Origin of the sequence: Kitasatospora sp. NPDC057692 (assembly GCF_042799475.1) — a bacterium.
GTDB lineage: Bacteria > Actinomycetota > Actinomycetes > Streptomycetales > Streptomycetaceae > Kitasatospora.
In genome coordinates this window covers 14,620-32,992 of record NZ_JBHVIV010000036.1, presented here as the reverse complement: position 1 = coordinate 32,992, position 18,373 = coordinate 14,620, and the positions used below count along the sequence as shown (strand labels likewise).

Here is an 18,373-nt window from a genome sequence, read left to right as displayed (position 1 = left end):
CCCCGGCCCGGGCCCGGCGGGACGGGCCGGGGGGAGACGGACGTGGGGGACGGGCGCGGAGGGGCGGCTGTGGCCGGGCGCGGTGCCCGGCGGGGACGGGACGAAACGTACGGCGCCGCGGCGGCGCGGCGGAGCCTCCGGCCCGGCGGGGCGTGTCGGGCCGGCGGACGCGGACGGGGCCCGGCCGGGTGTGATCACCGGATCACACCCGCCCCGGGCCCCGCCGCTCATGCCGTTCGCACCCGCTCCGGTGTCAGATCCGCTCCAGGACCTTGGCCAGCAGCGCGCCCATCCGCTCGGCGGAGGCCTTGCCGGCCTCCAGCACCTCGGCGTGGTTGAGCGGCTCGCCGGTCATGCCGGCGGCCAGGTTGGTGACCAGGGAGATGCCCAGCACCTCGGCGCCGGCCTCGCGGGCCGCGATGGCCTCCAGGGTGGTGGACATGCCGACCAGCTCGCCGCCGATCACCCGGGCCATGTTGACCTCGGCCGGGGTCTCGTAGTGCGGGCCGCGGAACTGGACGTAGACGGCCTCGTCCAGGGTCGGGTCGACCTCGCGGCACAGCTCGCGCAGCCGCTTGGAGTAGAGGTCGGTGAGGTCGACGAAGTTCGCGCCGACGATCGGCGAGTCGGCCGTCAGGTTGATGTGGTCGCTGATCAGCACCGGCTGGCCGGGGCGCCAGGTGGGGCGCAGGCCGCCGCAGCCGTTGGTCAGCACGATGATCCCGCAGCCGGCCGCGGCGGCGGTGCGCACGCCGTGGACGACGGTCGCGACGCCGTGGCCCTCGTAGTAGTGGTTGCGGCCGAGGAAGATCAGGGCGCGCTTCTCGCCGATCTTCACCGAGCGGATCGTGCCGGCGTGGCCGGCCACGGCGGGGGCGGGGAAGCCCGGCAGGTCGGTGACCGGGAACTCCGCCACGGTCTCGCCGAGGGCGTCGGCGGCCGGCACCCAGCCGGAGCCCATCACCAGGGCGACGTCGTGGCGCTCGGCACCGGTCAGCTCGCGCAGGCGCTCGGCGGCGGCCTGGGCGGCGGCGTAGGGGTCGGCGGAGACGACCGACTGAGGAGATGCGTTCACGGGTCCGAGGATAGACGGGAAACGGCTACGCGCGTAGAAAATCCTGGTACGACGTGCCGGATCGTTACCCGGACGGCCGGAACCCACAGCTCGGCGCGCCGCCCCGGCGCCGGGCGCCCCCGGAACCCCGCCGCGCACCGGGACCTGCGCCCCCTGGCGGTCCGGTCCGGTCCGGTCCGGCCCGGCCCGGCCTCGGCCCCGGACCCGGAGGCCGCCCCTATCCTCTCCGGTCATGGTCCCGGATCAGGCAGGCCCCGATCGCGCCCGGCACCCGGCGGACCTCGCCGCCCGCGTCGAGGCCTACACCGCCGCCTTCGCCTTCGGCGCGTACACCGCCCCGGACCCGGCCCGGCGCCGGGCCGTCGCCGACGGGGTCCGGTCGGCCGTCGACGGCCACCCCGAGCGGGCCGACCGGCACCTGGCCGGCGCCGGCTACCGGCTCACCGAGTTCACCGAGGCGGTCAGCGGCCGCCGCACCGCCGAGATCGCCGACGCCTCCGGCGCGGACCCGCGCGGCTGGGGCCGGATCTACCTGGACCTCTCCACCCGGGCCGGCTGGTCCGCCCAGGTCCCGCACCCGGTCGCCGACCGCCGCACCGAGCTCCTCGGCGCCGAACTCTTCCAACGGGTCCCCGGCGGCGTGCTCGTCCTCGCCGGCGCCCACCGGCGGGCCGGCGCCGGCGGATCGGCGGACGTCGCCCACCGCCAGGACACCGTCTTCGCCGCGGTCGTCGGGGCCCTCACCGCGCGCGGACTGCCAGGCCTCCAACTGCACGGCTTCGACCGGAGCAGCCTGCCCGGCGCGGACGCCGTGGTCTCCAGCGGCGCCGGAACGGCCGGCGAGGCCGCCGAACGCACCGCGGCGGGGCTGGAGGCGGCCGGGCTGACGGTCTGCCGGGCCTGGCGGGAGACCTGCGGGCGGCTGGCCGGCACCACCAACGTCGAGGGCCGCTTCGCCGCCGCCCTCGGCGCCACCTGGCTCCACGTCGAACTCGCCGGCCCGCTGCGCACCGACCCGGTCCGGCGCGCGCGGGTGGCCGCGGCCCTGGCCGGCACGGCCGGGGCCTGGGGGCGGCCCTGAGGCCGGACCCCGCTCAGCAGGGGCGGTGGCGCAGGTCCAGCACGTAGTCGTCGGGGGCGCCGGCGCTCTCCGCCGCGTCCGCGATCAGGCCCAGGTAGCGGGCCGCGGGCAGGCCGCCCTCGTAGTCGTTCAGCACGTACGTCCAGACCGGCACGTCGCCGTCCAGGGTCTGCGCCCGCAGCTTGATCTTGCGGTAGATGCCGAGCTGGACGCCCTCCCAGCGGTCCAGCCCCTCCTCGTCCATCGGCGCCACGTCGTACAGCGAGACGAAGACCTGGTCCTTCTCGTCCTCCACCACCGTGGCGAGCGAGCCCTCCCAGCCGAGGTGCTCGCCACCGAAGGTGAGCCGCCAGCCGGACAGCCACCCGGTGCCGCGCAGCGGCGAGTGCGGAGCGCGGCGGGTCATCTGCCGGGCATCGAGGTTCGTGGCATACGCGGCGTAAAGGGGCATGGGGGGAAGCCTACGTTCACCGGCCGATCCGACAGAAGCCCCGACCCCGGCGTGGCAGTGCTCCCGGCGTGCGGGACAATGGTTGACGTGACTCGGATCGTGATCATCGGTGGCGGACCCGGCGGCTACGAGGCGGCGCTCGTCGCGGCCCAGCTCGGCGCGGAGGTGACCGTCGTCGACCGCGACGGCCTGGGCGGATCGGCGGTGCTCACGGACTGCGTGCCGTCGAAGACGCTGATCGCGACGGCGGAGGTGATGACGACCTTCGACAGCTCGTACGAGGAACTCGGCATCATCGTCGCCGACGACACCCCCCACGTCGACACCCCGGCCAGAGTGGTCGGCGTGGACCTCGGCAAGGTCAACCGGCGTGTGAAGCGCCTGGCCATCGCGCAGTCCCACGACATCACCCAGTCGGTCACCCGGGCCGGCGTCACCGTGCTGCGCGGCCGCGGCCGGCTCGGCACCGGCGGGCAGGCCGCGGACGGCTCCCGCGAGGTGCTGGTGGACGCGCCCGACGGCAGCGTCCAGTCGCTGCGCGCCGACGCCGTGCTGATCGCCACCGGCGCCCACCCGCGCGAACTGCCCGACGCCCAGCCCGACGGCGAGCGGATCCTCACCTGGACCCAGGTCTACGACCTGGAGGAGCTGCCCCGCGAGCTGATCGTGGTCGGCTCCGGCGTCACCGGCGCCGAGTTCGCCGGCGCCTACCAGGCGCTGGGCTCCGAGGTCACCCTGGTCTCCTCGCGCGACCGGGTGCTGCCGGGCGAGGACCCGGACGCCGCCGAGGTGCTGGAGGAGGTCTTCCGCCGCCGCGGCATGAACGTGATGGGCCGCTCGCGGGCCGAGACGGTGAAGCGGATCGGCGACACCGTCGAGGTCACCCTCTCCGACGGCACCGTGATCGAGGGCACCCACTGCCTGATGGCGGTCGGCTCCATCCCGAACACCGCCGGCCTGGGCCTGGAGGAGGCCGGGGTCAAGCTCAACGACTGGGGCCAGATCCAGGTCGACCGGGTCTCCCGCACCAGCGCCCCCGGCGTCTACGCGGCCGGCGACTGCACCGGCGTCTTCATGCTCGCCTCGGTGGCGGCCATGCAGGGCCGGATCGCCATGTACCACGCGCTCGGCGACGCGGTGCAGCCGCTGAACCTCAAGACCGTGGCCTCCAACGTCTTCACCGACCCCGAGATCGCCACCGTCGGCTACACCGCCGCCGACGTGGAGTGCGGCACGATGGACGCGGTCGAGGTCAAGCTCCCGCTGCGCGGCAACCCGCGGGCCAAGATGCAGGGCATCCGCGACGGCTTCGTGAAGCTGTTCTGCCGCCCCGGCACCGGCATCGTGGTCGGCGGCGTGGTCGTCGCCCCGCGGGCCAGCGAGCTCATCCACTCGATCTCGCTCGCGGTGGACGCCAATCTGACCGTCGAACAGGTGGCCAGCGCCTTCACCGTCTACCCGTCGGTCTCCGGCTCCACCGCCGAGGCCGCCCGCCAGCTCCACATCCGCAAGCGCGAATCGGGCGAATCCTGAGCCCAGGGCGCTCAGTTGGGGGCGGTCGCCGGCCGGCGGCCGCCCTTCGCGCGGTCCCGGGCATCACCCGGACGGCGGGCGCAGTCCCGGATCACCGACGGCGCGCATTGTACGGTCACGCGCCGCTCCGCCGTGAGCAATTCCCGCTACTAGCAGCAAACGCCTGAAAGCAGACGGTCACGCAGGTTACCGTCGGTTCTGTGTTTGCAGCAGAACGTCGCCAGTTGATCCTCGAAATGGTGCGCGCCAACGGAGCGGTCTCGCTCCGGGAGTTGGCCCGCGTCGTCCAGACCTCCGAAGTGACCGTGCGCCGCGACGTACGGGCCCTGGAGGCAGAAGGGCTCCTCGACCGCCGGCACGGCGGCGCGGTGCTCCCCGGCGGCTTCAGCCGCGAACCCGGCTACCCGCAGAAGACCCACCTGTCCGCCGCCGAGAAGAGCGCCATCGCCGATCTCGCCGCCGGCCTGGTGGAGGAGGGCGACGCCGTGGTGGTCGGCGCCGGCACCACCACGCAGGAACTCGCCCGGCGCCTGGCCCGGGTGCCCGGGCTGACCGTGGTGACCAACTCGCTGCTGGTCGCCCAGGCGCTCGCGCACGCCAACCGGGTCGAGGTGGTGATGACCGGCGGCACCCTGCGGGGCTCCAACTACGCCCTCGTCGGCAGCGGCGCCGAGCAGTCCCTGCACGGGCTGCGAGTCACCAAGGCCTTCGTCTCGGGCAGCGGACTGACCGCCGAACGCGGCCTGTCGACCACGAACATGCTCTCCGCGAGCGTGGACCGGGCCCTGGTGCAGTCGGCCGCCGAGGTGATCATCCTCGCCGACCACACCAAGCTCGGCGCGGACAGCATGTTCCAGACCGTCCCCACCGAGGCCATCACCCGCCTGGTCACCGACGAGCACGCCACCGCCGACGACGCCACCGCCCGCGAGCTGGACGCGCTCGCCGACTGCGGCGTGCAGATCGACCTCGCCCCGCTCGGCTCCCCGCCGTCCGGCGACGCCCCGGTGCACGGCACCGGCAGCGGCCCGGTCCACCAGCCCCAGCCGGGCCCGCTGGCCCGCCGCGCCGTCCCGCCGCCCCCCGGCGGCGGGGCCCCGCTGCCCGGCCAGCGCCGCCCGGGCGTGCACGGCCCCGGGGGACCGGCCGGCCCGGGCGGGCCGATGCAGGCCAGGCTCGCCGAACTCGGCCTCCCGCGCGGACGCTGACCGCCCGGCCGCACCGCTCGCACCGCCTGTGCGATCCCGTACCGCCCGTACGCCCCCGCACCACCGCCGAGAACGCGACCGGTCCGCACACCCGAGGGTGTACGGACCGGCGGCGGACGACGCGGGAGGCGTCAGTCCTTGATCTCGCAGAGCGCCGCGCCGCTGGAGACGCTCGCCCCGACCTCGGCCTTGAGGCCGACGACGGTGCCCGCCTTGTGCGCGTTCAGCGGCTGCTCCATCTTCATCGCCTCCAGGACGACGATCAGCTCGCCCTCCGCGACGACCTGGCCCTCCTCGACCGCGACCTTGACGATGGTGCCCTGCATCGGCGACGCCAGCGCGTCACCGCTGACCGCCGAACCGGCCTTCTTCGCACCGACCCGGCGCTTGGCCTTCGCGGCCCCCGCACCGGCCGCCGGAGCGGTCGAGACGCCCAGCGAGGACGGCAGCGAGACCTCGATCCGCTTGCCGCCGACCTCGACGACCACGGTCTCCCGGCCCTCGGCCTCCTCGCCCTCGCCGGCCGCACCGGCGAACGCGGGGATGGTGTTGTCGAACTCGGTCTCGATCCACCGGGTGAAGATCTTGAACGGCCCGTCGCCGCCGTGCACCTCCGGCGCGAACGCCGGGTCGGTGACGACCGCCTGGTGGAACGGGATGGCCGTCGCCATGCCCTCGACCTTGAACTCCGCCAGCGCGCGCTTCGCCCGCTCCAGCGCCTGCCTGCGGTCGCGGCCGGACACGATCAGCTTCGCCAGCAGCGAGTCCCAGGCCGGGCCGATCACCGAACCGGTCTCCACGCCCGAGTCCAGCCGCACGCCCGGACCGGACGGCGGCGCGAACAGCGTCACCGTGCCCGGGGCGGGCAGGAAGTTGCGGCCGGGGTCCTCACCGTTGATGCGGAACTCGAACGAGTGGCCGCGCACCTCCGGGTCGTCGTACCCGAGCTCCTCGCCGTCCGCGATCCGGAACATCTCGCGGACCAGGTCGATCCCGGTGACCTCCTCGGTGACCGGGTGCTCGACCTGCAGACGGGTGTTGACCTCCAGGAAGGAGATCGTGCCGTCCAGCGCCACCAGGAACTCGCAGGTCCCGGCGCCCTCGTAGCCGGCCTCCTTGAGGATGGCCTTCGACGCCCGGTACAGCTCGGCGTTCTGCTCCGGGGTCAGGAACGGCGCGGGCGCCTCCTCGACCAGCTTCTGGTGCCGGCGCTGCAGCGAGCAGTCACGGGTCGAGACGACCACCACGTTGCCGTGCTTGTCGGCCAGGCACTGGGTCTCGACGTGCCGCGGGTTGTCCAGGTAGCGCTCGACGAAGCACTCGCCGCGCCCGAAGGCGGCGACCGCCTCGCGCACCGCGGACTCGTACAGCTCCGGGATCTCCTCCAGCGTGCGGGCGACCTTCAGGCCGCGGCCGCCGCCGCCGAACGCCGCCTTGATGGCGACCGGCAGGCCGTGCTGCTGGGCGAACGCGACGACCTCGTCGGCACCCGAGACCGGGTCCGGCGTGCCGGCCACCAGCGGGGCACCGGCGCGCTGCGCCACGTGCCGGGCGGTCACCTTGTCGCCGAGGTCGCGGATGGCCTGCGGCGGCGGGCCGATCCAGGTGAGGCCCGCGTCGATCACGGCCTGGGCGAAGTCGGCGTTCTCCGACAGGAAGCCGTAGCCGGGGTGGACGGCGTCCGCACCCGAGTCGGCGGCGGCCTGGAGGACCTTGGCGATGTCCAGGTAGCTGGTGCCGGGGGTGTCGCCGCCCAGCGCGTAAGCCTCGTCGGCCGCGCGGACGTGCAGCGCATCCCGGTCCGGCTCGGCGTAGACGGCGACGCTGGCGATACCGGCGTCCGAGCAGGCACGGGCGACGCGGACGGCGATTTCCCCGCGGTTGGCGATGAGCACCTTGCGCACTGTGGCTCCCTTCTTGAACCTCGTTGAGTTTATGGATTCCTGGGCAGTACCGGCGAGTAGCCCCAGGTTGTGAACTATCCCACACGGAGGGTGATGCGCCCGGGCGGGCGGTGGGCGGCCCGACGGGAGTCCTCGCAGGTGGTGGTGGGTGCGGTCACGGAGGCCCGGCGTCAGCACTCGGTGACGGGGGCGGCGTGGCGCGGCGGTGGGCTTGGCCACACTCCGGCGCTCCGCGAGCGGGGCTCAAGCGGTGGCGGCGGTCGCGGGGGCCGGGGCGCCCGGCGCGGAGGCGCCCGGCGGGGTCGGTCCGCGCTCCAGGGCCCGGTCGGTGACGTCGGCGACCTGCTCGACGACGTCGGGGCCGTAGGCGGCCGGGTTGACCACCTTGAGCAGCAGGGCGAAGGTGCCGTCGGTGCCGTAGCGGCGGGCCAGCCGGCGGTGGTGGGTCACCAGGTGGCGGACACCGGCGTGGTTGGCGATGCCGGTCTGTCCGGAGATCAGGAAGACGGGGCGGCCGTCCCCGGGGGTGGCCAGCCGGGCCAGCAGGACGTACTCCCCGGCCTCCAGGTCGGCGGTGTAGGAGCGGCCGCCGACGGTGATGGTGTTGTCCAGGACGGCGTGGTCGCTGGAGATCGTCACCCCGGGCAGGCCCCAAGCCAGGTGGGCGGCCATCCGCTCGTTGGAGACGGGGCCGCCGAAGCAGAGCTCGGTCCTGGTGCCGAGGCCGCGCGGGGCGGCGTCGTGCGCCACCAGGTCGGCGTGCGCGCCGCACTCCTTCACCAGGGCGGCCAGTTCCATCAGCGCGTAGGCGTCGCGCCGGGTGACCGTCCGGGGGTGCGCGCCGGTGCCGATGCTGCGGTTGACCACGATCAGGCACTCGCTGCCGGCGGGCAGGCCGAGGAAGGCCCTGGCCCGGTCCAGCCGGCGTCTTCGGCGCAGGCTCTGGCCGAGCCAGCCGAGTGCGGCACTGATCGCGCTGGCCACCAGGCCCAGCACCACGTTGAGCAGACCGTCGGTCATCCGCTCGCCACCTCCCCCGTCGCTCCGGAGCGGCGATGTTGTCCGGACGCTCCTCTAGCGTGCATCAAATGAGGTTATCAACGGGGTGGTTGGCGACAATTGTGCCGGTGTTTGGCGCGCCGTCGCCGGTCGTTGGCGGGGTGGTCAGGCCCAGAGGTCGGTGATCCGGACGTCCACCTCGGCGAGCAGTGCGCGCAGCAGCGGCAGGGAGAGGCCGATGACGTTGCCCGGGTCGCCGTCGATGCCCTCGACGAACGGCGCCGAGCGGCCGTCCAGGGTGAAGGCGCCCGCCACGTGCAGCGGTTCGCCGGTGGCGATGTAGGCGGCGACCTCGGCGTCGTCCGGGGTGCCGAAGCGCACCGTGGTGGAGGCGGTGGCGGAGGACCGCCGGCCGGTGGCGGTGTCGATCACGCAGTGGCCGGTGCGCAGCACGCCGGCCCGGCCGCGCATCGACTGCCAGCGGGCCAGTGCCTCGGCCGCGTCGGCGGGCTTGCCGAGGGCCAGGCCGTCCAGCTCCAGCACGGAGTCGCAGCCGACGACCAGCTCGCCGTCGGCGAGGCCGGCGGCGACGGCCTGGGCCTTGGCCTCGGCGAGGACGAGCGCGAGTTCGCCGGGGGTGGGGGCGGTGAGCGCGTCCTCGTCGACGCCGCTGACCACCACCTTCGGGTCGAGGCCCGCCTGGCGCAGCAGCCCGAGGCGGGCGGGGGAGGCGGAGGCGAGGACGAGGGTGCGGCGGTCGGTCATGCCCACCAGGGTAGAGGGAGGCTCCGGGGCGGTCGTCCGGTGATCGTCAGATCATCAGCAGGACGGCGATCAGCAGGGCGAGGACGGCGAGCACGTGCCCGGCCCGGTGCAGCCTGCGCTGCATCCGCCGGGCTTCCGGGGAGGGCTCGTCGCGGGGGTCTGACCAGAGCATCGTTCCAGGGTGCTCCGGCGGGCCGGTGGGACGCCTGAGTATCCGTACTCAGGTTTCGGGGGTTTCGGGGGCAATCCGGGCTTTTGCGGAGCCCGTGCGCGGAGCCTGTGTGCGAGGGGTCGCACACGGGCGAAGGCCGCCCCGGGCGGGGGCGGCCTTCGTCGGGCGTGGCGCTATCCGGCCCAGCCGGAGGCGCGCCAGGCGTTGACGCCCGGGCGCGGGGTGGCGCGCATCCGGCGCGCGCGGTCGTTCCAGGCGGAGCCCGGGCCGGCGCCGGCGCGGCGGGCGGCCTCGGCGGCGGCCTGCGCGGCGGCGGCCCGGGCCTGGACCACCGCCAGGACGGCGGCCAGCTCCTCGGGGGTCGGCTGCCCGTGCAGCACGTGGATCGGGGCCATGCTCAATCCTCTCGCCATCCTCCTGCGCGGAACCACTACAGCGGAATGTTGCCGTGCTTCTTCGGGGGCAGCACCTCGCGCTTGCCGCGCAGCGCGCGCAGCCCGCGGACGATGTGCCGGCGGGTCTCGCTCGGCGCGATCACGGCGTCCACGTAGCCGCGCTCGGCGGCCAGGTACGGGTTGAGCAGGGTGTCCTCGTAGGACGTGATCAGCTCGGCCCGCTTCTCCTCGGCGTTCCCGGCGGCCTCGGCCTCGGCGATCTCCCGCCGGTGCAGGATGTTCACCGCGCCCTGCGCGCCCATCACGGCGATCTGCGCGGTCGGCCAGGCCAGGTTGAGGTCGGCGCCCAGGTGCTTGGAGCCCATGACGTCGTACGCGCCGCCGAAGGCCTTGCGGGTGATCACGGTGATCAGCGGCACGGTCGCCTCGGCGTAGGCGTAGATCAGCTTGGCGCCGCGGCGGATGATGCCGTCCCACTCCTGCTCGGTGCCGGGCAGGAAGCCGGGCACGTCGACGAAGGTGATCACCGGGATGTTGAACGAGTCGCAGGTGCGGATGAACCGCGCGGCCTTCTCGCTGGCGGCGATGTCCAGGCAGCCGGCCAGGTCCATCGGCTGGTTGCCGACGATGCCGACCGGGTGGCCCTCGACCCGGCCGAAGCCGGTGACGATGTTGCCCGCGTACAGCGGCTGGGTCTCCAGGAACTCGCCGTCGTCGAGGACGTGCTCGATCACCCGGTGGATGTCGTACGGCTGGTTCGCCGAGTCCGGCACCAGGGTGTCGAGTTCGAGGTCCTCGTCGGTGACGGACAGGTCCGCCTCCTCCGGGAAGGACGGCGGGTCGGAGAGGTTGTTGGAGGGCAGGTACGACAGCAGGCTCTTGACGTACTCGACCGCCTCCTTCTCGTCCGCGGCCAGGTAGTGCGCGTTGCCGGACTTGGTGTTGTGGGTGCGCGCGCCGCCCAGCTCCTCCATGCCGACGTCCTCGCCGGTGACGGTCTTGATCACGTCGGGGCCGGTGATGAACATGTGCGAGGTCCGGTCGGCCATCACGACGAAGTCGGTGATCGCGGGGGAGTAGACCGCGCCGCCCGCGCAGGGGCCCATGATCAGCGAGATCTGCGGGATCACCCCGGAGGCGTGCACGTTGCGGCGGAAGATCTCGCCGTACAGGCCGAGCGAGACCACGCCCTCCTGGATCCGGGCGCCGCCGGAGTCGTTGATGCCGATGACCGGGCAGCCGGTCTTCAGCGCGAAGTCCATGACCTTGACGATCTTCTCGCCGAACACCTCGCCGAGCGAGCCGCCGAAGACGGTGAAGTCCTGGGCGAACACGGCGACCTGACGGCCGTCGACGGTGCCGTAGCCGGTGACCACGCCGTCCCCGTACGGCCGGTTCCGCTCCTGGCCGAAGTTGGTCGAGCGGTGCCGGGCGAACTCGTCGAACTCGACGAAGGAGTCCTCGTCCAGCAGCTCCGCGACCCGCTCGCGGGCCGTCAGCTTGCCCTTGGCGTGCTGCTTCTCCACCGCCTTGGCGGAGCCGGAGTGCACCGCCTCGTCGATCCTGCGCCGGAGGTCGGCGAGCTTTCCGGCGGTGGTGTGCGGGTCGTGCGGCGCCTCGGTCATTCCGGTGGCTCTCCCTGCATCCTGGGCCGCGACCTGTTTTCGAGGGCGCGCGGGCCGGGTGGGGCCGGCGCGGACGAGGGGTGCAGGGCGGCACAACGAACTACCGCTGGGTAGCGTAGCCAGCGCGGGGGGCCGACGTAACGTCCGAGCGTTATGGCCAGCGACACAGTGTGGTCGACGCCGGTTGTGGGGGACGATGGGGCGGCCTGCGGCCACCCGACCTAGGGTGAGCCGCATGACCTCCGACACCCCCCGCCGCAGTGGACTGCGCGGCCTCGGCCACGTCGGGCCGTCGCCGTGGACCGACCTGGACCGCCCGCCGCTGGACGCCGCCGGGCTCCGCCGGGACCTGCTGCGTCCCGGCGGGCTCTGGACCTCGATCGACGTCGTCGAGGAGACCGGCTCCACCAACACCGACCTCGCCGCCCGCGCCCGCGAGGGCGCCCCGCAGGGCGCGGTGCTGGTCGCCGAGGCCCAGAACTCCGGACGCGGCCGACTGGAGCGGCAGTGGAGCGCCCCCGCCCGCTCCGGCCTCTTCCTCTCCGTCCTGCTTCGCCCGGACGGGGTACCCGTCGAACGGTACGGCTGGCTGCCGATCCTGGTCGGCGTCGCCGCCGCGAGCACGCTGAGCCGGGTCGCCGAGGTCGAGGTCGGCCTGAAGTGGCCCAACGACCTCCAGGTGGAGGTCGACGGCGCGGAGCGCAAGCTCGGCGGCATCCTCACCGAGCTGGCCGGCGGCGCGGTGGTCGCCGGCCTCGGCCTCAACGTCTCGCTGCGGGCCGCCGAACTGCCCGTCCCCACCGCCGCCTCGCTCGCCCTGGCCGGCGCCGCCGTCACCGACCGGTCCACCCTGCTGCGCGCCCTGCTGCGGGAGTTCGCCGAGCTGTACGGGGAGTGGACGGCCGCCGCCGGCGACCCGCACAGCAGCGGCCTGCTGCGCGCCTACGCGGCCCGCTGCACCACGCTGGGCCGCCAGGTGAAGGTGCTGCTGCCCGGCGACCGCGAGCTGCGCGGCGAGGCCGTCGCGGTGGACGGGGACGGCCGGCTGGTGGTCCGCACCCCGGACGGCGCCCGGCAGGCGGTCGGCGCGGGCGACGTCGTCCACGTGCGCCCGGAGCCGCGCGTCGCCGGGTAGTCGCGCCCGCGCGCCGGGCGGGAGCCGGTGCCGTGCGCCGGACGGGCGCCCCGTGCGTCCCCTTACCTCCCCTTGACCCGGGCGGATGCCCCGGATCGCGCGATTCCGTGCGAACATTCCACCTGGCAGCAGTGTGAGGCGCGCCACTGCCCGCCGGGTGGCGGGCGCGCCGGACACGCAGGACACGAGGCGAGTGCGGCGACCGCACGGGGACGGACCGGTGGCAGAGGACGGCAGCAGCGGCGGCGGCAACGGCGCCGGAGGCAACGGCGGCCCGGCGGGCTCCGACGACCAGACCGTCGCCCTCGACCTCGAACGCCTGATCCTGGACGCGCCCCGCCGCTACACGCCGTACCAGGCCGCCCGGGCCGCCGACGTCCCGATGGAGCTGGCCACCCGCTTCTGGCGGGCGATGGGTTTCCCGGACATCGGGCAGTCCCGGGCGCTCACCGACGGTGACGTGATCGCACTGCGCCGGCTGGCCGGACTGGTCGAGTCGGGCCTGCTGAGCGAGTCGATGGCGATCCAGGTGGCCCGGTCCACCGGCCAGACCACCGCCCGGCTGGCGGGCTGGCAGATGGACACCTTCCTGGAGAACCTCACCCAGTCCGTCGAGCCCGGCCTGACCCGCGCCGACGTCGCGTACCCGCTGGTCGAGCTGCTGCTGCCGGAGCTGGAGCAGTTCCTGGTGTACGTCTGGCGGCGGCAACTGGCCGCCGTCACCGGCCGGGTGGTGCAGGCCGCCGAGGACCACGAGATCACCAGCGGCCGGCTCGCCGTCTGCTTCGCCGACCTGGTCGGCTTCACCCGGCTGTCGCGGCGGCTGGAGGAGGAGGAGCTCGGCGAGCTGGTCGAGACCTTCGAGAACACCTGCTCCGACCTCATCGCCGGACAGGGCGGCCGGGTGATCAAGACGCTCGGCGACGAGATCCTCTTCGTCTCCGAGGACCCGGTGACCGCCGCCGGCATCGCGCTCGGCCTCATCGAGGCGCTTGCCGAGGACGACACCATCCCCGCGCTGCGGGTCGGCATGGCCTTCGGCGCGGTCACCTCGCGGATGGGCGACGTGTTCGGCACGACGGTCAACCTGGCCAGCCGGCTGACCTCGATCGCACCCAAGGACGCGGTGCTGATCGACGGCGAGTTCGCGGCCGCGCTGGAGCAGAACGGCAGCGTCGCACCGGCCGACACGGACGGCCCGGGCCTGGCCGAGGCGCTGTCGGCGGCGGCCGGGATGCCGCCGCCCGGCCCGTCGGTCCCCGGGCCGGACGCGGCACACCGGTTCCATCTCCAGCCGATGTGGCGCCGGCCGGTGCGCGGGCTCGGGCTGGTCGAGCCCTGGCTGCTCTCCCGTCGGCCGCGCACCGACTGAACCGGACCCCGCCCCCGGAGGGACCGCGGGGGGCGCCGTCCGCGCCCGGCATCGTGACACACCGTGACGAGCAGCGACACGCCGAAGGGCGGACGGCTGCGCGGTCTTGCGGGTGCCGCGCCGAAAACGGGGCATAACCGAACGAAACCGCCATAGTCTTGGTGCAGGCGCCTCGGTGCGATCGGCCGCGGGGCGGCGCCGCCGGACGGGTAGGAGAGCGGTCGGGGCGCGGGCACGGCCCCGCCCGCCGACGCGGGCGTCCGGGTGGGCCACCAGCAGGACCGGGCACAGGGAGCGAGGCGAGCCGGTGAGCAGTGAGGCGATCATGACGGACCGCGGCCGGACCCAGCAGCCGCCGCCCGCCGTGCCCGAGCCCGGGGCGGGGACGGCGGGCGGCGGAGCCCCGGCCACCGACGCGCGGCTGCGGGCCGTGGTCGAACTCGCCCAGGACATGGCCGGCGCGCTCACCCCGCTGGAGGCCGTCCGGGCCGCCGCCGTCCGCGCCACCGAGGCGCTCGGCGCGACGATGGCCGCCGTCTCGGTCTGGGACCGCGAGTCCGGTCGGCTGCGGGTCCTGGTCAACCACGGCGAACTCGCCCCGGGCGAGGAGGAGCTGCCCGAGGACGAGTCCTACCCGGTGGCCGACTTCCCGGAGATCGTCACGTACCTGGAGGAGCGCTGGACGACCGGGCGGCTGCCGCGCGCCTGGGTGCAGACGGCCGACAACAGCCAGCCGCACGCCGGACACGCGCATCCGACCGCCGGCGCGTACTGCCAGGAGCGCGCCGCCGCGCTGCGCCGGCGCGGCCGGGCCTGCTGCGTGGTCGCGCCGATCGTGCTGCACGGGCAGGCCTGGGGCGAGCTCTATCTCGCCCGGACCGCCGGGACGGCCGCGTTCACCGAGGCGGACGCCGACTACGCGACCCTGCTGGCCGCCCAGATCTCGGCCGGCCTCGCCCAGACCGAACGCCTCGCCGACCTGCGCAGACTCGCCTTCTCCGACCCGCTCACCGGCCTCGCCAACCGGCGCGCCGTGGACGCCCGGCTGGAGAACGCGCTGGCCGCGCACAACCGGGACAACACCGTCGTCTCCCTGGTGGTCTGCGACGTCAACGGCCTCAAGCGGGTCAACGACCAGCTCGGCCACGAGGTCGGCGACCGGCTGCTGGAACGGTTCGCCCACCAGCTGTCGCTGGCCGCCGCCAAGCTCCCCGGCAGCCTCGCCGCCCGGCTCGGCGGCGACGAGTTCTGCCTGCTGGTCGAGGGGCAGAAGGCGGACGAGGTGGTGGCCGTCGCCGAGGAGCTGTGCGCCCGGGCGCTGGCCCTGGCCGAGGGCGAGGGGGTGGCCTGCGGGGTCGCCTCCACCGGTGACTCGATCGGCCCCGTCACCACCCCCGACCGGCTGTTCCGGCTCGCCGACGCCGCCCAGTACCGGGCCAAGGCCGCCCGGGCCGCCCACCCCGTGGTGGCCGGCCGCAGCCACGGTCCCGGGTTCGCGCCCGACCCGACGGTGCTGCTGGCCGACGCCGCCGAGCCGCAGCACCGCGGCGACGGCCGGTTCCGCCCCGGCGGCCGTCCCGGGGCCGGGGACCGGCGGCGGTTCCGCGGCGCCGCGCACAGCGCCGACCCGGGGCAGCTGCTGACGGCGGTGCTCGCCGCGCTCGACCGGCAGGGCGCGGTGCGGGCCGTGCATCCGGCCGACACCATCGGCAAGCTCACGATCGTGGCCGAGACCTCGGCCCGGCTGCTGGACGCGGTCGGCTGGTGGATCTCGTACGTGCCGCCCGGCTCGCAGCTGATGCGCACCGCCCGGCACGCCGTCTACCGGATGACCAGCGGGCCGAGCAGCACCCGGGCGGAGACCCAGCGCGCCCAGATCGAGGCCCCGGACGCCGTCTTCGACCTGCGCCACTACCCGATGACGCGGCGGGCCGTGCGCGGCGGGGCCTTCGCGCTGCGCGCGGGCGCGGCGGGCAACGACCCGGCGGAGGAGGCGATGCTGGTGGTCTCCGGCTACCGCGGCATGGTCGCGGCCGGCGGCCAGAACGTGGCGGGCGGCTGGCTGCTGGAGCTGTTCGCCGACGACGCCACCCTGCCGCTCGGGCAGGTGGCCTCCGCCCTGCGCGCCCTGGCCGCGGTGGCCCTGGCCGGCCCGGCCTCCCCGCCGGAGGGCTGAGGGTCCGGCCGGGGGAGTGTGGAGCTTCGGTGACCGGTCTGTCCCGAGCGGGTCGCGGTCCGGTCGCGGGGGTGGGCGCGGCGGGGTCCGCGTGGGAGGGTGTCCGCGGTCGGCGGGCCGTCGGGGCGCCGCCGGGTCGGATGTCGGGGGTTGATTCCTGTGCGCGCTCGGTTGACGGGTCTGGTTCTCTCCGCGGTGCTCGCCTTCGGCGGCACCGCGCTGGCCGCTGCTCCGGCGGCCTCGGCGGCGGTGGCCGCGCCGCGGACGGCGGCGGGAGCGGGGGCGGTGGGCGCGGTGGCGGGCGGCGCGGTGGCGGGTGGTACGGCCCACGCGGCGCAGGCCGGCCGGGCCGGGGCGGCGGCGAACCGGCACATCACCGCCCAGCTGGCCAAGGACAAGTCGAAGAAGAAGAAAAAGAAGGGCCTCGGCAAGTTCCTGGCCCTGATCATCGGTGCCGTCGTGGTGCTGGTGGTGGTCGTGGCGGTCATCGCCGTGGTGCTGCTGCTCCGGCGCCGCAACCGGTCCTGAGCCCGGGCGCGGCTCAGCCGCCGGTGGTGCCGAACGCGGCCAGCAGGGCCGCCGCCACCCGGTCCGCGTAGCCGGCGTCCAGCGGGCCGAGCCCGTGCAGCCAGCGGTAGTACAGCGGACCGTAGAGGAGTTCGACGGCGAGGTCGAGGTCCGTGTCCGCCCGCAGGTGCCCGGCCTCCCGGGCGGCCCGCAGGCGGTCGCGGGTGACCTCCAGCAGCGGGTCCAGCAGCCGTTCGCGGTACTCGCGCAGCAGGTCGGGGTCGGTGAGGACCTCGGCGGCGAGGGCGCGTCCGGTCCGGTTGAAGGCGGGGTCGGCGAGTTCGAGGACGGTGCCCCGCAGCAGGGCCCGCAGGTCCTCGTCGAGGTCCCCGCTGTCGGGGAGGGCCAGACTGCCGGAGGCGTTCTCGTTGGCGGCGAGGAAGGAGTCGAAGACGACGGCGCCCTTGGACGGCCACCAGCGGTAGATGGTCTGCTTGCCGACACCCGCGCGGGCGGCGATCTTCTCGATGGTGAGCTTGCCGAAGCCGATCTCGGCGACCAGCTCGCCGGCGGCGGTGAGGATCGCGGCGCGGCTCTGCTCGTTGCGGCGGCTGGGGTCGGGGGCGCTCTGCGGTCTGGCCATGGGGGCCATCCTACGATCCGGCGAGACGATGCGTATCGTCTTGACAGCGCCCTCCCGGGGGCGCATTCTTATGGGACGTCAGCGAGACGAAACGTCTCGTCTCGCACCGTCGAAGGGAACGCCGAGATGACCCGCCGCTCCGCCCACATCGTCATGGCCTCCATCCCGGCCCACGGCCACGTCAACCCGAGCCTCGCCGTGATCGCCGAGCTCGTCGCCCGGGGCCACCGGGTCAGCTACGTCAACGACCCGTCCTTCGCCGGGACCGTCGCCGCCACGGGCGCCGCGTTCGTCCCGTACCCGACGGCGCTGCCGCTCGCCGACGACCCCTCGGGGTGGCCGGAGGACCCGGTCGCCGTCCAGGAGGTCTTCCTCGACGACGCCGTCGCCATGACGCCGGTCCTGCGCGAGCTCTTCGCCGAGGACCGGCCCGACCTCGTGCTGCACGACATCGGCGCCTTCGCCGCCCGGGCGGTGGCCGAGGCGCACGGCGTGCCGCTGCTCCAGCTCTCGCCCACGATGGTCGGCTGGGAGGGCATCGAGCAGGACATGGCCGAGGTCTTCGAGGCGCTCCGCACCGGCCCCGGCGGCCCCGAGCACTACCGGCGGTTCGGCGACTGGCTGGCCGGCGCCGGTGCCGCCGTCCGGGACGTCGACCGCTTCAAGAACCGCCCCGAGCGCGCGCTCGCCCTGATCCCTCGGGCCCTGCAGCCCAACGCGGACCGGGTCGACACCGGGCGGATCACCTTCGTCGGCCAGTGCTTCGGCGACCGCTCGCACCAGGGGCACTGGCAGCGGCCCGAAGGCGCGGAGAAGGTGCTGCTGGTCTCGCTCGGCTCGGCCTTCACCGACCGGCCGGCCTTCTACCGGGCGTGTACGGAGGCCTTCGGCGACCTGCCGGGCTGGCACGTCGTCCTGCAGATCGGCAAGCACACCGACCCGGCCGCGCTGGGCGAGGTGCCGGGCAACGTCGAGGTGCACCGGTGGGTGCCGCAGTTCGACGTGCTGGCGCAGGCCGACGCCTTCGTCACCCACGCCGGGACCGGCGGCGCGAGCGAGGGCCTGTTCCACGGCGTGCCGATGATCGCGGTGCCGCAGGCGGTCGACCAGTTCGCCAACGCCGACTCGCTGGTGGCGCTCGGCGTGGCCCGCCGGCTGGACACCGAGGACGCGACGGCCGGCGCGCTGCGCGCCGCCCTGCTGGAGCTGACCGGCGACCCGGCGGTGGCCGGCCGGCTGGCGGAGCTGCGCGCCGAGGTCCGGGCCGAGGGCGGCACGGCGCGGGCGGCGGACCTCGTCGAGGCGGAGCTGACGCGGGCCGCGCTCGGCTGA

16 protein-coding genes and 1 pseudogene are annotated in these 18,373 nt (G+C 74.8%); 8 read left to right on the top strand and 9 right to left on the bottom strand.

The window, feature by feature from the left end:
- Positions 1-253 precede the first annotated feature (253 nt).
- Positions 254-1,075, bottom strand: a complete 822-nt coding sequence (locus tag ACFVFS_RS21120; RefSeq protein ID WP_376095441.1) for a purine-nucleoside phosphorylase — start codon at positions 1,073-1,075, stop codon at positions 254-256.
- A 232-nt stretch (positions 1,076-1,307) separates the two neighbouring features.
- Between ACFVFS_RS21120 and ACFVFS_RS21115 the strand changes: the two genes are divergently transcribed.
- Positions 1,308-2,156: a hypothetical protein gene (locus ACFVFS_RS21115; RefSeq protein WP_380626124.1), complete on the top strand. Its 849-nt coding sequence runs from the start codon at positions 1,308-1,310 to the stop codon at positions 2,154-2,156.
- A 13-nt stretch (positions 2,157-2,169) separates the two neighbouring features.
- Here the strand turns inward: ACFVFS_RS21115 and ACFVFS_RS21110 are convergent, their stop codons facing one another.
- Positions 2,170-2,607, bottom strand: coding sequence for a gamma-glutamylcyclotransferase (locus tag ACFVFS_RS21110; RefSeq protein ID WP_380626123.1), 438 nt, complete (start codon positions 2,605-2,607; stop codon positions 2,170-2,172).
- A 78-nt stretch (positions 2,608-2,685) separates the two neighbouring features.
- Between ACFVFS_RS21110 and ACFVFS_RS21105 the strand changes: the two genes are divergently transcribed.
- Positions 2,686-4,140, top strand: a complete 1,455-nt coding sequence (locus ACFVFS_RS21105) for an NAD(P)H-quinone dehydrogenase (RefSeq protein ID WP_380626122.1) — start codon at positions 2,686-2,688, stop codon at positions 4,138-4,140.
- 236 nt (positions 4,141-4,376) lie between these two features.
- Positions 4,377-5,348: a DeoR/GlpR family DNA-binding transcription regulator gene (locus ACFVFS_RS21100; RefSeq protein WP_380626176.1), complete on the top strand. Its 972-nt coding sequence runs from the start codon at positions 4,377-4,379 to the stop codon at positions 5,346-5,348.
- Between the two features lie 131 nt (positions 5,349-5,479).
- Here the strand turns inward: ACFVFS_RS21100 and ACFVFS_RS21095 are convergent, their stop codons facing one another.
- From ACFVFS_RS21095 to ACFVFS_RS21070, 6 genes are all read right to left on the bottom strand, one after another.
- Positions 5,480-7,252, bottom strand: coding sequence for an acetyl/propionyl/methylcrotonyl-CoA carboxylase subunit alpha (locus ACFVFS_RS21095; protein ID WP_380626121.1), 1,773 nt, complete (start codon positions 7,250-7,252; stop codon positions 5,480-5,482).
- A 243-nt stretch (positions 7,253-7,495) separates the two neighbouring features.
- Entirely contained in the window at positions 7,496-8,272 is a 777-nt protein-coding gene (locus ACFVFS_RS21090) for a hypothetical protein (RefSeq protein WP_380626120.1), read from the bottom strand.
- Between the two features lie 144 nt (positions 8,273-8,416).
- Positions 8,417-9,016, bottom strand: a complete 600-nt coding sequence (locus ACFVFS_RS21085; RefSeq protein ID WP_380626119.1) for a nucleoside triphosphate pyrophosphatase — start codon at positions 9,014-9,016, stop codon at positions 8,417-8,419.
- A 46-nt stretch (positions 9,017-9,062) separates the two neighbouring features.
- Positions 9,063-9,188: a morphogenic membrane protein MmpB gene (gene mmpB, locus ACFVFS_RS21080; RefSeq protein WP_376141433.1), complete on the bottom strand. Its 126-nt coding sequence runs from the start codon at positions 9,186-9,188 to the stop codon at positions 9,063-9,065.
- Positions 9,189-9,361: 173 nt separating this feature from the next.
- Positions 9,362-9,583 (bottom strand): acyl-CoA carboxylase epsilon subunit, encoded by a 222-nt coding sequence (locus tag ACFVFS_RS21075; RefSeq protein WP_380626118.1) that lies wholly within the window; start codon positions 9,581-9,583, stop codon positions 9,362-9,364.
- Positions 9,584-9,618: 35 nt separating this feature from the next.
- Positions 9,619-11,208: an acyl-CoA carboxylase subunit beta gene (locus tag ACFVFS_RS21070; protein WP_380626117.1), complete on the bottom strand. Its 1,590-nt coding sequence runs from the start codon at positions 11,206-11,208 to the stop codon at positions 9,619-9,621.
- A gap of 235 nt (positions 11,209-11,443) precedes the next feature.
- Between ACFVFS_RS21070 and ACFVFS_RS21065 the strand changes: the two genes are divergently transcribed.
- From ACFVFS_RS21065 to ACFVFS_RS21050, 4 genes and pseudogenes are all read left to right on the top strand, one after another.
- On the top strand, positions 11,444-12,343 hold the full coding sequence (locus ACFVFS_RS21065; protein ID WP_380626116.1) for a biotin--[acetyl-CoA-carboxylase] ligase: 900 nt from the start codon (positions 11,444-11,446) through the stop codon (positions 12,341-12,343).
- Between the two features lie 85 nt (positions 12,344-12,428).
- Complete coding sequence (locus ACFVFS_RS21060; protein ID WP_380626115.1) at positions 12,429-13,715, top strand: adenylate/guanylate cyclase domain-containing protein; 1,287 nt, start codon at positions 12,429-12,431, stop codon at positions 13,713-13,715.
- A gap of 451 nt (positions 13,716-14,166) precedes the next feature.
- Positions 14,167-15,303 (top strand): annotated as a pseudogene (locus ACFVFS_RS21055) (diguanylate cyclase domain-containing protein); the annotation flags it as partial.
- A gap of 759 nt (positions 15,304-16,062) precedes the next feature.
- A complete protein-coding gene (locus ACFVFS_RS21050; protein ID WP_380626114.1) occupies positions 16,063-16,419 on the top strand; it encodes a hypothetical protein in 357 nt (118 codons plus the stop codon).
- Positions 16,420-16,432: 13 nt separating this feature from the next.
- Here the strand turns inward: ACFVFS_RS21050 and ACFVFS_RS21045 are convergent, their stop codons facing one another.
- Positions 16,433-17,041 carry a TetR/AcrR family transcriptional regulator gene (locus ACFVFS_RS21045; protein WP_380626113.1) on the bottom strand — a complete coding sequence of 203 codons (609 nt, stop codon included), beginning with the start codon at positions 17,039-17,041 and terminating at the stop codon, positions 16,433-16,435.
- A 126-nt stretch (positions 17,042-17,167) separates the two neighbouring features.
- Between ACFVFS_RS21045 and ACFVFS_RS21040 the strand changes: the two genes are divergently transcribed.
- Positions 17,168-18,373, top strand: coding sequence for a macrolide family glycosyltransferase (locus ACFVFS_RS21040; RefSeq protein WP_380626112.1), 1,206 nt, complete (start codon positions 17,168-17,170; stop codon positions 18,371-18,373).